This is a genomic window from Blautia sp. MSK18_10, from assembly GCF_020553185.1.
Lineage (GTDB): Bacteria > Bacillota > Clostridia > Lachnospirales > Lachnospiraceae > Blautia_A > Blautia_A wexlerae.
Map to the genome: position 1 here is coordinate 106,777 of NZ_JAJCGT010000005.1, position 13,802 is coordinate 120,578.

Here is a 13,802-nt window from a genome sequence, read left to right on the forward strand (position 1 = left end):
ACTGTTGTTGATGTAAAGGAGGAAAAGCTTTTATGGACTTAAAGAAATTTGTACTGGAAGGTAATCCTGTATGCAGAAAGGAAGCTGTGATCGTGGGCGATCATTTCAGGATTACAATGCTGACAACTGCCCTGATCCGTTTTGAGTACAGCGAAGACGGAGGATTTGAGGACAGAGCAACACAGATGGTATGCAATCGTGATTTCCCGGTGCCGGAATTCAGGGTGAGTGACAGCGGTGAGGAATTACATATTTATACCAAAGACCTGGAAATTCACTATGACAGGCAGAAATTTTCTCCAAGCGGTCTGATGATACGTGTTGCGGGTGGAAAAGCCAGCGAGCGCGTGTGGCATTATGGTGATGAACCAAAAGATCTGCTGGGAACAGCCAGAACCCTGGATGAAGCGGACGGTGAGATTCCGCTGAGTCATGGAATTATGTCCAGAAACGGTTTTTCAGTGCTGGATGATTCCCACACAATGGCTATGGGCGAAGATGGAATGGTAGAGCCACGTCAGGGAAACAGAGCAGACTTTTATTTCTTTGGATATGGTCACAGATATGTGGAATGTCTGCAGGATTTTTACAGATTATGTGGAAAAACACCTCTGCTTCCAAGATATACGTTCGGAAACTGGTGGAGCAGATATCACAAATACACAGAGACAGAGTACAAAGAACTGGTAGAGCGTTTTGAGAAAGAAGAAGTGCCGTTTTCTGTTGCAGTTGTAGATATGGACTGGCATCTGGTAGAGGATGTACCTCCTGTATATGGAAGCGGATGGACAGGATATACCTGGAATAAGAAGTTTTTCCCCAATCCGCCTGAATTTATGGACTGGCTGCACAAACATGGATATAAGATCACACTGAACGTACATCCGGCAGATGGAGTGCGTGCTTATGAAGAAGCCTATCCGAGAGTTGCAGAGAAGATGGGAATTGATCCTGCAAGTAAGGAACCGGTACTTTTTGATATGACAGATCCGAAATTCATTGAGACATATTTTGAGGAACTGCATCATCCGATGGAAGAAGAGGGAGTAGACTTCTGGTGGCTTGACTGGCAGCAGGGAACTGTAACCAAGGTTCCGGGACTGGATCCGCTCTGGATGCTGAACCACTATCACTATCTGGACAGCAAGTGGAAAGGAAAACGTGCGCTGACTTTCTCAAGATATGCAGGTCCAGGAAGCCACAGATACCCGGTTGGTTTTTCCGGTGATACGTTCATTACCTGGGAGAGTCTGAAATTCCAGCCATATTTCACAGCAAATGCCAGCAACATCGGTTTTGGATGGTGGAGTCATGATATCGGTGGACATATGTTTGGATACAGAGACGACGAGCTCACTGCAAGGTGGGTACAGCTTGGAGTCTTTTCACCAATGAATCGTCTGCACAGCACAGATAACCCGTTTAATGGAAAAGAACCGTGGAAATACAACCAGATTGTAGAAACAGTAATGAAGAATTTCCTGAAACTGCGTCATAAGCTAGTTCCGTATCTTTACACCATGAACCGTCGTGCAAGCAGAGCGGGACTGCCGCTGGTACAGCCGATGTATTATCTGGAGCCGGAGCGTGAGGAAACCTATGAAGTACCGAACAACTATTATTTCGGCACAGAGATGATGGTATCTCCAATCACAGATAAGCTGGATCCGGTAACAGGACTTGCAGGCGCAAAGACATGGATTCCGCAGGGAATCTGGTATGATTTCTTTAACGGAAGAGCATATAAGGGCGGCAGAAAAGTGGATCTCTGGAGAGATATTTATGAGATGCCGGTACTTGTGCGTGAAGGCAGCATCATTCCACTGAAGGACATGGAAGGATATGATAATTCCATTGAGAATCCTGAGAAACTGGAAGTACTTGTATATCCTGGAGAATCAGGAGAATTTGTACTCTGGGAAGACGGTGGGGACACACCGGAAGACCTGGATGAGAATTGGGTATCCACCAGAATGACGAAGACTGCAGATGAGAATGGAACAGTATTTATTGTAGAAGCTGCACAGGGAAATACAGCAGTGATCCCGCAGAAACGTTCCTGGAAGATCCGCTTCTGCAACATTCAGGACAAACCGCAGGAGGTTACTGTAAACGGACAGGTATATAAGGATGCAGAGTTCGCAGAGGATAAGAAGCTTCATGGAACAATAGTGATCCTCAAGGATGTGCCGGCAGATGCACAGGTGAAGGTTACTTTTGCGGCAGATGCAGCTGTTTATCAGAGAGACTATGCAGAAGAGGTCTATGAGATTCTGGAAAAAGCACAGATTACCTATGCACAGAAGACAGACGTTTATAAAGTAGTGAAAGAGCTGGGTACAGAGGCAGTGCCAGTTCTGGTATCCATGAATTTGAATCCGTCATTGCTTGGGGTACTGATGGAGATTCTTACAATGGGAATTTAACCGAATCAAGCTAGTGTGCCAACAAGTTGATTTCTCGAACAATCTTGCGTCTAAATTTCTTATTTCCGCGTTGTCGTCGGTCGCCGTAGCCACCGCTACGCCTCCTTCCTCCGCCTTGAAATAAGAAAATTTATCCTGCAAGATTGTTTCAAGAATCAACTTGTCGGCACACTAGTTCTCTGCGGTAACACAAAAATCCCGCTCACAGTTGTGTCTTACTGTGAGCGGGATTTCACATTTTAAAAGAAGGAGTGCCGGATCTTGCGATCCGGCAAGTATGAAAAAGAAAAAGTTTTATTATAAATAAAGCGTTTGCTTTATTTGCTTATTAATATACAGGGAAAATGTGTGCAAAATGTGATGGACTGTTGAAGAAATTGTGATTAAATTCTAAAAAACTTATAAAAAAGAAAAAAAGACCTGCAAAGGTCTGTAAAAAGAAGGAGGGCCGGACCTTGCGGCCCGGCATAAGTATGAAAAAGAAAAAAGTTAAAAATCTATGTGAAAAAGCATTTGCAACCTGTTTGTAAAGCATTTGCTTTATTTGCTTATTAATATACAGGGAATTTGTGAGCAAAATGTGATGGACTGTTGAAAAAAACGTGATTAAATTCTAAAAAACTTATAAACTGGAAGGAAGATTACTGTTCACACACCACTATCCCGCGAGGTGTTTTGGCATGAATATGCCAAAATCCCGAGACATACAAGCCAAAATTCCATTGCCGCAGGCAATCTGGAATGAATTTTGGCTACGTTACTGTGAACGGAGTAAACAATAACGTAGGAAGAAAACACAAGATGGAAAACTGAAAATAAGCATTGTAAAAATCCGAACTGTAATTTATAATAAAATTCAATGGTAACGGTTCAATATCTTTACAGTTACAAATAATGAGAAACAAGGAGGAAAACATGAAAAGAGAAACAGTCGTCGTACTGGATTTCGGCGGTCAGTACAATCAGCTGGTTGCCAGACGTGTGAGAGAATGTAACGTATACTGCGAAATCTATTCATACAAGACCGATCTTGAGAAAATCAAGGCAATGAATCCTAAGGGAATCATCCTTACCGGTGGTCCGAACAGCTGCTATGAGGCAGATTCACCTACATGCAATAAAGAATTATTTGAGCTTGGTATTCCTGTTCTGGGACTCTGCTATGGCGCACAGCTTATGATGCATGTTCTGGGCGGAAAAGTTGAAAAAGCAGATGTGAGCGAATATGGAAAGACAGAGGTTCTGGTAGATAAGACAGATTCCAAAATCTTCAAAGATGTATCTGACAAAACAATCTGCTGGATGAGCCACACAGATTACATTTCCCAGGTTGCACCAGGATTTGAGATTGCTGCTCACACAGCAGATTGTCCGGTAGCAACTGCACAGAATGAGGAGAAGAAGCTGTATGCGATCCAGTTCCATCCGGAAGTGCTTCATACAGTAGAAGGAAAGAAGATGCTTTCCAACTTCGTACTTGGTGTATGCGGATGTGCCGGAGACTGGAAAATGGATGCCTTTGTTGAGCACACTATCAGAGAAATCCGCGAGAAGGTCGGGGATGGAAAAGTTCTTCTTGCCCTGTCAGGTGGTGTTGACTCTTCCGTTGCAGCAGGACTTCTTTCCAGAGCAATCGGCAAGCAGCTTACCTGTGTATTTGTAGATCATGGTCTTCTTCGTAAAGATGAGGGAGATGAGGTTGAGGGTGTATTCGGACCAAATGGTCAGTTTGACCTGAACTTTATTCGCGTCAATGCACAGCAGAGATACTATGACAAGCTGGCAGGTGTTACAGAGCCTGAAGCAAAACGTAAGATCATCGGTGAGGAATTTATCCGTATTTTTGAAGAAGAGGCCAAGAAGATTGGTGCGGTAGATTTCCTGGCACAGGGAACTATTTATCCGGACGTTGTAGAGAGTGGTCTGGGCGGAGAGTCCGCAGTGATCAAATCTCACCACAATGTAGGCGGACTTCCGGATTTCGTTGATTTCAAGGAAATCATTGAACCGCTCCGCGACCTTTTCAAGGATGAGGTTCGTAAAGCAGGTCTGGAGCTTGGAATTCCGGAGAGACTGGTATTCCGTCAGCCATTCCCGGGACCGGGACTTGGAATCCGTATTATCGGTGAAGTTACTGCAGAGAAGGTTCGTATTGTACAGGATGCAGATTTCATTTATCGTGAAGAGGTAGACAATGCTGCAGCTGAGTATAAGAAAGAACATGGTGAAGATCCTTCATGGATGCCGAACCAGTACTTTGCAGCACTGACAAATATGCGAAGTGTAGGCGTTATGGGTGACTTCAGAACTTATGATTACGCTGTAGCGCTCCGCGCAGTGAAGACTATCGACTTCATGACAGCCGAATCTGCTGAGATTCCGTATGCAGTACTGAATAAGGTTATGAACCGCATTATTAACGAAGTTAAGGGCGTTAACCGCGTATTCTATGACCTGACCAGCAAGCCACCGGGTACGATTGAGTTTGAATAGTTGGAGCTAAGCTGTAAAGCCTTTGTTTACAAGGGTTTTACAGCTTTTCCTTTATAGGATTGCATTTTCATTGCATTATTTTTCTTCAACTGTTCTGTGATAGATTGCTGTATGTTGATTGCTGGTATAATTAGCAATGCTTTCAGTAGCAGATTGTACTTGTAATATTCCAGTCAGCTTTTTAGCAACTTCAAGATTAGTATTTGGATACAGATGACCATAAGTGCCGAGTGTTGTCTGTATTTTTTCATGTCCTAAACGTTCCTTGATAAGTAAAGGATTTTCGCCCATGCTGATAAGCAATGAAGCGTGAGAATGTCGCAAGGCATGAATTTTAATACGATGAACACCTGCTAAATTTGACAACTTTTCCAAAGCTCTGGGAAGCGTTGTTTTACTGGTTGGAGTTCCGTTATAACTTAGTACAAGTGGACAATCGGGAAGAACCTGTTGTTGAACACTTTGCCAAGCCTTTAGCTCATTGAGTGTATCTGAATCAATATAAATAGTACGGATACTTGCCTGTGTTTTAGGCTCAACGAATTTATAGTCCGTCATTGTTCGGTAATATAATGTTTTGGTAATGCTAAGCAAGCCTGTTTCAAAATCTATGTCTGACCAATGTAATGCTGACGCTTCGCCAATTCGCATACCCGTCATAAATAATAACCAGAACGATATAAACAGATAATGTTCATAATAGTCTTTCTTATAGAGTAAGGAAATAACCTTTTGAAATTCTTCTAATGTCCAGAAATCAACTTTGGTTTTCTTGCTTTTGATATTGCCTATCATACGAGAAGGATTTTTCTTCGCAATTCCAAGAACAATAGCTCTGTCGAATGCGATAGAAAGCATTCCCTGTACGATACGAATGTAATTAGGGCTAAAATCTTTTGCAAGTTTCAACTGCCAGTTTTGAACATGGATAGGTTCGATTTCGTCTGTTTCCATTTTGTAGAAATAGGAAAAATGTTTCTTGATGGTAGTAGCACGATTAAGATAAGTGCTTTCTTTTACCTGTGTTTTATACCATGGCAGGTAGGTTTCTTCTATAAATTGCTGAAAAGAAACGCCATCTTTTTTTGTTGTTAATTCTTCGGTAGAAGCTAATACCAGTTTTGAATATTCTTCCTTTGCTTCTTTTTTCGTTCTGAATCCACTTCGGTATTTCTGTATCTGTTTTCCGGTAATGGGATTGTAGCCTAAATTAGCTCTGAAATAATAAGTTCCGTTATCTGCTTTCTTAATAGGGTCTTTTGCCATGATTTCACTCCTTACATGATATGCAAGAAGTACAATCAATCGTTTGTGTCTGATAATGTAATCCCTAATAATTCTTCCACGGCTTCTTTGGGTACTCTGTCCAATTTACGGGATTGGTAATAAGTATGCCCTTTTTCAATCATAAGTTTTTTTGCTTTTCTTATGATGTCTGCCGAGAAAGAAGTTCCATAACCTAGTGCTATGAGGTCTTTTTTTGTTACGGTAATCATAATCCTCCTTTCCATAGACCAGATAAGGAAATCTCAATATCTTGTCTATCAGTATATCAAATGATGAGCAAAAAAGCTCTATTAAGATGATTTTTTCTTGCAAAATCGTTGTTAGATAGTTTTACAAGCAATCAGACGGCTTCGGCAAGCTCCGCTGGTATCTCAACCATTCCCATTCCTGTGGGCTGAACCGTGTCATACGGGTGTATCATTATCCTGTGTTGCAGGTCATGGCAGAACGACTTTTCCAACGGTCGCTCCCAGATCATTGCATGAATCGCTATCTCCCGATTGGAAAAGTCACGGCGTACAACCTCTGATGGCTCACTGCAAGCACAAACGTATCTGACTGCTTTATTCACTTGTCAAAGAACTGTTAGGCTCTTGTCAGCCTGTATCAATTCATTTTTACAAATGGACTGATACAGAATGATAAAAAAAAAGCGGAACAGGAAAGAGGGGAGTTTATTAAATCATGCTCCGCTCAAATATTACTTAATGTTCGTCTATTTCAAATTCACATATCATTTTCAAAAGGGCTTCTCTGATACGTCCCTTTAATTCCATATCAACCACAATGTATACGTTGCCGTATTCATCGTAAAACGGGCGTAAACAGCATTTTGATATATAGGCTTCATAGAACAGCAACAGCTTTTCTATGGCGTTTTCGTTACCGTCCACGGCTGATGATATGAGAAAAAATGATGGAAGTGTGTGTTGCTTATTCTTCATTTGTTTTCTTCTCCTTTAACTGCTTTCTGATTTCTTCAAGTGAATTTCTTCTGTGCCTATATGATGTGCTTCGGTTGATATTCAGCTTTTCGCCTATCTCCGAATCGCTCATATCCAAGAAGAAAAACATCAATACAATGTTCCGGCTTTGCTCCGGCAACTGTTTCAGTGCTTCTGCAAGTTCTTCATCAAGTACACGGATTTCTGTACCGCACACATCGAACGTTGTATATTCACTTTCGTAATCGTCCCATACAATCAATTTCTCAACAACAATCTCTGGAAGCTCACAAAAGGATACTTCCTTTGCCTGTCGTCTGGCTAATTCCTTGCGGTAGTTACGGACAATGCCTTTCACAACCTTTTTGAGCTTACAGTCAAACTGACATTGTATTGTCTTTTGGAAGTCTGATGGTTTCAAAATCACACCCCCCTTTCGCTATGAAGTGAAAAGTATTTATCCCTCTTTCCGCACCATATCTGTACGGCAAGGTGTGATTTGTTGCAGGATTGAAAAAAATTTTTGTAAATATGAAAACAGCCTATTTGCATCAATAACAAATAGACTGTTTTTAAAACATCTGATATATGAGTTTTTAATTCATGTTCAAGGACTGATGATGTACTAAGAAAAAAATGGAATAAATTCGGTTGTTGGTATAGACTGCCTGTTTTACTTAGAATCACAAATTGCTCCTTGACCAGAGCAATCCTGTGAAAATAGAAAAAGGACAGCTCTGGTTATACCAAAACCGTCCCTATATTTTTGGACATTATAAAAGAGATTACCCACAGAACGGTTTTTTTTATTTACCGAACTAGGTAATACTTTATTTGAATTTATAGTGCATATAATATGAGTTTTTAATACATTCTAATCGCACAACATGAAGTATAAACTCATGCTAGGTGATTAAAAATGAGAAAAAAGAAAGATACACACAGCTTTGATTTTCGTCCTTTAGGACTGGCAATCAGAGAAGCCAGAGAGAAAGCAGGGCTTTCCAGAAATGATTTAGGCGATAAAGTCTTTTACGGAGAACGTCATATCGCAGATATTGAAAATATCGGAAAACACCCTAGCTTTCAGTTATTCCATGATTTAGTTACAATGTTCAATATATCTGTTGACGAGTATTTCTATCCAGCGAAGAATGTTGAGAAAAACACAGCCCGCCGTCAGATAGATTCGTCACTTGATTTATTGAGTGATAATGAATTAAAAATCATTCAAGGTACGATTGACGGTATCTTGAACAGCAGAGAGAATAAGAAGTGATTTGCTTCTTGTTTTCTCTGTTTTCCTATACAGATTCTTCAACATTTATTTGTTGATCTGCTCCGCAGGCAACAAATAAGAGCCGACTATCCTTATTTCTTTATCGTAAATTTACTTGTTACACAGTAATGAAAAAAGCCAATAGTTTGTAACTGGACTTTACAAACTATTGACTTTACATTTTGATGTCCACTCTTCAATGAATTATCATACGAATATATCTTCAATACTTTATAATTCAAGAGTAATAATAAGGCTATTGGCATGTACTTTTGCAACAATATTTCCGCCAAGAATGGCAACAAGTGTTTTTACTACCGCAAGTCCCAATCCTGTACTTCCATTATGTCTTGATTTATCGCCTGTATAAAAACGGTCAAAAAGTCGATTGCAATCAATTTCTGAACTGTCACTCATTGGATTTTCAATGGTAAATATAATATTATTATTTTCTTTCTCCATAAGTGTTATTTTTATCGTTCCAACAGAATACTTAATTGCATTTGTCAACAGATTTTGTAAAATTCGTTCTACCATATTTTTATCAGAATATACGTATATTGAATAATCTGGGAGATTTATTTCGGGTAAAATATTCTCCTTTTCTAATGCAACGGCATTTTCCGTAATTAAATTTATTAACATATTAGATATATTAAACTTTTCTTTTTCTGGAACTGTCTGCTGTTCCTCCAAAATAGAAAGGTCATAGAATGTTTCTACCAATTCTTTCATTTTTTCGGCTTTGCTAAAAATCACTTTTACACGCTGTGCTTGACTGGATTCCCAATTTTCTTTTTGCAATAATTGTAAATGACCAAGAATGACTGTAAGAGGTGTACGCAAATCATGTGATATATTAGCAACAGATTCTTTTAAATACTCTTCATTGCGTAATACGCCTGCAACAGCCTGTCGTTGTCTGATATTATATTGATTCAATATACCAGCCAGTCTTTCTAAATCTTTATCAATCAACGAAATGTCTAACATCTGCTGTGAATTTCCAGAATTCAATTCATTAACTTGATCCGCAAGATTACGGATTTGTTTTTTTAATTGAATATATCGAAATAGCAGTATTACTAAAAATATTGTTATGATAATTAAAATCCATTCTATGTTAGACATTTTCTCCACCTATTTAAAATCACATTTACAAAATTTTATCCACGAAAGCAATACCAATATACCAGACCATATACATCCTACTAAAATAGCTATCGGTTGAAAAAAGGTTTTCATGCTGACAACGATTCTGATTTGATAAGTAGGTAAAAAACCGACTGGTAATCTCAACATCATTCCATAGCCAAGATATAAGCTAAGACCAAAAATAATAATTGCTGTAACCGAGGTTGCTTTTACAGCATCCTGTAAATAGCAACAAATAAGTATTGCAATTAGAAATATCGCACTATTAAGCAGACAAGAATAAATGATTGCTTTTATAATATTGTAAAAAAACATTCCCACGTCTGCAACACCAAAGCGTCCAAATTCCCTTATGCACCCTGAAACTGGATAGACAAGAGCCATAAGATTAAAAGCAATTAAATACGATATTATTTTACTTGTAAAAATTTGTTTTCTGGAATGTCCAGCACTGACCTCTAAGTTTATTGTTCTCTTAGAAAATTCCTGTCCTAAAATCAATGCAAGTATAGCCGACATGATGATAAGAAGAAACGTAGAATCATACACCATTCCATTAAAAATATCAGCAAGAGAAGAAGCAATTTCTTCTGTCGGTCCCATGACCTCTGTAACATAAGTATCTGCTGTAAAAAATCCTAAAATAAATATTCCAATCATACCACACCAGTAAATAGAATTATGTAACAACTGATATTTTTCCAGTTTTAATAATTTATCCATAAAAAACACCTCCGGTTATTTCAAGTCTGTATGTAAAAAAGCACTACCTGCAATGAAATATAAAATAAAATTCCATAAAAAATCTACAAACAAGCAAAAGTTTGTCGAATAGACCTTTTGCAATGAAATTAACCTAAGTTGTCCCATTGGTATTATTCTGCTGATTATTTGTGCAGATTCACTGTTCAGCAAAAAAATCATAACAAAAAATAAAACCATTGAAACTGTCAGTGTTTTCCCCATATCACGAAAAATAAAAGCAAAAAACATCGGTAATGCACACAGTGTTATTATGGCAAACAGAGTTAGTAAAACCATAGTATATGTGCTATCATTCCAAAAAAGTTTTTCTCCAATATAAAATTGATTAATAATTCCATGTACAAATAATGGAAATACCAGAATGATAATACAACCTATTTGAGATACAATTAACTTTACTCTAAATATAGAACTTCTTTTATGTCCGGCAGTAATATAAGTATTTAAAGTTCTTCCACTAAAATCACTTCCAATGAACAATGCTATAAACACTATACTCAAAAAATAGAGTAACGGAATATTGTATAATGATGCCATAATTAAGTTTGAAGAGCGTTCTTTACTATCTAACAGCAATATGCTACTTAAAAGGAGATTGAATATTCCAATTCCCCAAAAATACCAACTGTGAAACAACTTATATAACTCAGTTTTTAGGAGATTTGACATCTTTTGTTCCTCCTATTTTGCTCAAAAAATAGTCCTCCAAAGTATCGCCAGATACAGAAAGTCCTGTTACAAGAATGTGCGATTCTGCCAAAGCAGACGCAACTGTCTCTAAATCATTCAAATAATCATACAAACGAATTATGCCATCTGGCATTAGTTTAAAGTTATCTGTATGAAGATTCTCTTCCAAAACCAGAACCGTTTTCTGAACATCTGTTGTTTTAATTGCTATATGTCGTTTACACCGTTCATTTAATTCATAATCAGAAATCTCTTCTATAATTTTTCCATGGTCAATCAGAATAAATTCTGATGCTGTTTGATACAATTCTTCTAAGATATGGCTTGAAACCAAAATGGTCATACCATATTCTTTATTCAAAATTTTTAATAAATTTCTGATTTCTACAATTCCAGCAGGGTCAAGACCATTGATAGGCTCGTCTAAAATCAATAGTTCTGGTGTATTTAAAAGTGCAATCGCTATCCCCAATCGTTGACGCATACCTAATGAAAAATTGCGGACACTCTTTTTACCTGTATCTTGCAATCCAACCATATCTAATGTCCTTTTAATAACTGATTTATCTGGTATGCCTCGTTGAATACGCTGTACTTCCATATTTTGATAGGCAGTCATTGACGGGAATAGAGCAGGCGTTTCAATCATACTTCCAATTCGTTTACGCTGTTTCTGCAATTCTTCTGTTCCAGAATTTCCCCATAAAGAAAGTGTACCACTTGTTGGAAACGCAAGCCCTGTGACTAATCTTAAAAAAGTAGTCTTACCTGCTCCGTTTTGACCAATAAATCCATAAATTTTTCCTTTTTTTATTTGTAAATTTATGTGGTCTAATGCTAATGTTTGTTTATATTCTTTGGTTAAAGACTTTGCTTCTAAAATAATTGAACTCATATCCCAAACCTCCTTTACTTAAACCAGTATAACGGGCAATTTTAAAGAATTTCTTAAATCGTAATGAGAAAAGTTAAAAAAATAATAAAGCTAAGGAACGTTTAATCCTTAGCTTTATGTAGGCGGTAGCCAATGCCCCAAACAGTATCAATAAATTCTGTATCAGAGCATATCGCTTTTAATTTATTGCGTAAATTACTGATATGAACATTAAGTGTATTATCTTCAGCAATATATTCTGTATCCCAAACACTTTGAAAAAGATTCGATTTTGAAAATACTTTATCTGGATATTTCATCAACAATTCTAAAATGCCAAATTCTTTAGCGGTTAAGGATAATTCTATTCCATTCAAAAATGCTGTATTTTTCTCTAGGTCTAAAGTCAGATTGTTATATTGCAAACATTCTGTCTGGCTATTTTGAAATTGTACTCTTCGCAGATTACTTTCAATTCTGGCAAGCACTTCTTCTATATCAAAAGGTTTTGTGATATAATCGTCTGCTCCCAGACGAAGCAAGTCGATTTTATTTTGTGTAGTTTCTTTCGCTGAAATAATAATAACAGGTATCGTAGATTTCTTGCGTACATCAGATAAAATAATATCACCACTCCGATAAGGAAGCATAATATCAAGTATAATCAAATCAATTTTTTCTTTATTCAAAAAATCCAGAACATGAAGTCCATCATATTGGCAATGCACAGCATATCCTTTTTCTTTTAGAAAATCAGCCAATAACGCATTTATTTCTAAATCATCTTCAATAATCAATATTTTATTCATTAGCCTACCTCATTCCTGCAATGCTACTTTCCCATTATACATTTAAGGTTGTATTTCCTCAATACCATTGAAACCAATTATATGAGAGGGATTCTTATTTTGTCAATCTAATTGTAAGCAGAATAGTATAGATTGGATAAACAATTACCATACTATTCTGCTGTAATATTTATTCTACAATCTTCCAGTTATCGTCCTTATGTAACACAAGCTCATACTGTGAGATTTGCGTCATTTTCGACTTGTTATCCAGATACTTTACAGACACACTGACCTTGAGATTATCGCCATCTTTGGTAAAGACAGGGTTTACCAGTTCCGAAAATACATAGTCGCCGGATACAGGAGCAAGCACACCGTCTTTGACATAGTAGGCAAGTTCTTTCTCTGTAGCTGTTGGGTACAGTTTGAAGAATGTTTCCAAGAAAGCGGTAGCGTCCTTAACTGTGTCAGAGCTAACACTGACATCGGCTTCCTGTACTTTCGGTTCATACTTTGATTTCTGTACCGACGGAGCAAGGGTAGGATTCTGGGTAATGACCATTGCACCGTCCTTATCTACATGAACGGTCACGGTATAGTTTTCTGTGACTGCCTGTGTCTGTTCTCCCTCTTTTACCTGCTGATCTACTTCGTAGGCAACGGTAAAATCGTCCGTTCCAGACTGTTCTACATTCCAGACCAGCACATTTGTAACGGTCGCACTGGTTGGTATATCTGCTCTGATGGTATCGGAGTTCAAGTCCTGTAATTCTTTGGTAAGGTATTTACTGATTTCCGTTGTCCTTGCTTCAATGGCTTCCTTGCTGGTATCCCATGAGTAGTAGGCTTTCGCAAAGTTCTTGACGAAATTCTCAATACCGTTGGTATCGTTCAATCTTAACTGAATGATTTCTTTTTCATGTACCGTGTGGGTGTCAATGGCGGTAAAGTTCTTATACACACCAAAGCTGGTGCTTGCCAGAAGCACCGCCCACAACAACAGGACAGATTTTTTATGTGTCCCGACTTTCATGGTATGCACTTTCTTATTCTTAGGTGCTTTCTCTGTTTTTTCTTTCTTCTTAAACATATTTCAAG

Annotated in this window: 13 protein-coding genes; 3 read left to right on the top strand and 10 right to left on the bottom strand. The window is 38.1% G+C overall.

Going from position 1 to position 13,802, the window contains the following annotated elements:
- The first annotated feature begins 32 nt into the window (after positions 1-32).
- Together LI074_RS04225 and guaA are read left to right on the top strand one after the other, a co-directional pair.
- Positions 33-2,426 (top strand): glycoside hydrolase family 31 protein, encoded by a 2,394-nt coding sequence (locus LI074_RS04225; protein ID WP_173697791.1) that lies wholly within the window; start codon positions 33-35, stop codon positions 2,424-2,426.
- A 915-nt stretch (positions 2,427-3,341) separates the two neighbouring features.
- On the top strand, positions 3,342-4,919 hold the full coding sequence (guaA, locus tag LI074_RS04230) for a glutamine-hydrolyzing GMP synthase (protein ID WP_008705330.1): 1,578 nt from the start codon (positions 3,342-3,344) through the stop codon (positions 4,917-4,919).
- A 75-nt stretch (positions 4,920-4,994) separates the two neighbouring features.
- Here guaA and LI074_RS04235 read toward each other — a convergent pair whose 3' ends face one another.
- From LI074_RS04235 to LI074_RS04250, 4 genes are all read right to left on the bottom strand, one after another.
- On the bottom strand, positions 4,995-6,185 hold the full coding sequence (locus LI074_RS04235; protein WP_173697792.1) for a site-specific integrase: 1,191 nt from the start codon (positions 6,183-6,185) through the stop codon (positions 4,995-4,997).
- Positions 6,186-6,220: 35 nt separating this feature from the next.
- A complete protein-coding gene (locus LI074_RS04240; RefSeq protein WP_009265203.1) occupies positions 6,221-6,415 on the bottom strand; it encodes a DUF3173 domain-containing protein in 195 nt (64 codons plus the stop codon).
- A gap of 495 nt (positions 6,416-6,910) precedes the next feature.
- A complete protein-coding gene (locus LI074_RS04245; RefSeq protein ID WP_005423216.1) occupies positions 6,911-7,150 on the bottom strand; it encodes a helix-turn-helix domain-containing protein in 240 nt (79 codons plus the stop codon).
- Positions 7,140-7,571 (bottom strand): RNA polymerase sigma factor, encoded by a 432-nt coding sequence (locus tag LI074_RS04250; RefSeq protein ID WP_044925118.1) that lies wholly within the window; start codon positions 7,569-7,571, stop codon positions 7,140-7,142. Before LI074_RS04250 ends, LI074_RS04245 begins: the two co-directional genes overlap by 11 nt.
- Before the next feature lie 498 nt (positions 7,572-8,069).
- Between LI074_RS04250 and LI074_RS04255 the strand changes: the two genes are divergently transcribed.
- Positions 8,070-8,429, top strand: coding sequence for a helix-turn-helix transcriptional regulator (locus LI074_RS04255; RefSeq protein ID WP_005342894.1), 360 nt, complete (start codon positions 8,070-8,072; stop codon positions 8,427-8,429).
- Positions 8,430-8,660: 231 nt separating this feature from the next.
- On the opposite strand, the gene LI074_RS04260 is transcribed toward LI074_RS04255, so the two are convergent.
- The 6 genes from LI074_RS04260 to LI074_RS04285 form a co-directional block, all read right to left on the bottom strand.
- Positions 8,661-9,560, bottom strand: a complete 900-nt coding sequence (locus LI074_RS04260; RefSeq protein WP_117915790.1) for a sensor histidine kinase — start codon at positions 9,558-9,560, stop codon at positions 8,661-8,663.
- A 9-nt stretch (positions 9,561-9,569) separates the two neighbouring features.
- On the bottom strand, positions 9,570-10,307 hold the full coding sequence (locus tag LI074_RS04265) for an ABC transporter permease (protein WP_055303142.1): 738 nt from the start codon (positions 10,305-10,307) through the stop codon (positions 9,570-9,572).
- Positions 10,308-10,322: 15 nt separating this feature from the next.
- Positions 10,323-11,018, bottom strand: coding sequence for an ABC transporter permease (locus tag LI074_RS04270; RefSeq protein WP_173697793.1), 696 nt, complete (start codon positions 11,016-11,018; stop codon positions 10,323-10,325).
- Positions 10,996-11,934, bottom strand: a complete 939-nt coding sequence (locus LI074_RS04275; protein WP_035403278.1) for an ABC transporter ATP-binding protein — start codon at positions 11,932-11,934, stop codon at positions 10,996-10,998. The genes LI074_RS04270 and LI074_RS04275 overlap by 23 nt, the downstream gene beginning before the upstream one ends.
- 101 nt (positions 11,935-12,035) lie before the next feature.
- Positions 12,036-12,722 (bottom strand): response regulator transcription factor, encoded by a 687-nt coding sequence (locus tag LI074_RS04280; RefSeq protein ID WP_173697794.1) that lies wholly within the window; start codon positions 12,720-12,722, stop codon positions 12,036-12,038.
- Positions 12,723-12,891: 169 nt separating this feature from the next.
- Positions 12,892-13,794: a conjugal transfer protein gene (locus LI074_RS04285; protein WP_173697795.1), complete on the bottom strand. Its 903-nt coding sequence runs from the start codon at positions 13,792-13,794 to the stop codon at positions 12,892-12,894.
- Positions 13,795-13,802: the final 8 nt, after the last annotated feature.

Bases quoted from the DNA above. Each gene is read 5' to 3' on its own strand.
- LI074_RS04225 (WP_173697791.1), top strand. From the start codon at position 33: ATGGACTTAAAGAAATTTGTACTGGAAGGTAATCCTGTATGCAGAAAG.
- guaA (WP_008705330.1), top strand. From the start codon at position 3,342: ATGAAAAGAGAAACAGTCGTCGTACTGGATTTCGGCGGTCAGTACAAT.
- LI074_RS04235 (WP_173697792.1), bottom strand. From the start codon at position 6,185: ATGGCAAAAGACCCTATTAAGAAAGCAGATAACGGAACTTATTATTTC.
- LI074_RS04240 (WP_009265203.1), bottom strand. From the start codon at position 6,415: ATGATTACCGTAACAAAAAAAGACCTCATAGCACTAGGTTATGGAACT.
- LI074_RS04245 (WP_005423216.1), bottom strand. From the start codon at position 7,150: ATGAAGAATAAGCAACACACACTTCCATCATTTTTTCTCATATCATCA.
- LI074_RS04255 (WP_005342894.1), top strand. From the start codon at position 8,070: ATGAGAAAAAAGAAAGATACACACAGCTTTGATTTTCGTCCTTTAGGA.
- LI074_RS04260 (WP_117915790.1), bottom strand. From the start codon at position 9,560: ATGTCTAACATAGAATGGATTTTAATTATCATAACAATATTTTTAGTA.
- LI074_RS04265 (WP_055303142.1), bottom strand. From the start codon at position 10,307: ATGGATAAATTATTAAAACTGGAAAAATATCAGTTGTTACATAATTCT.
- LI074_RS04270 (WP_173697793.1), bottom strand. From the start codon at position 11,018: ATGTCAAATCTCCTAAAAACTGAGTTATATAAGTTGTTTCACAGTTGG.
- LI074_RS04275 (WP_035403278.1), bottom strand. From the start codon at position 11,934: ATGAGTTCAATTATTTTAGAAGCAAAGTCTTTAACCAAAGAATATAAA.
- LI074_RS04280 (WP_173697794.1), bottom strand. From the start codon at position 12,722: ATGAATAAAATATTGATTATTGAAGATGATTTAGAAATAAATGCGTTA.
- LI074_RS04285 (WP_173697795.1), bottom strand. From the start codon at position 13,794: ATGTTTAAGAAGAAAGAAAAAACAGAGAAAGCACCTAAGAATAAGAAA.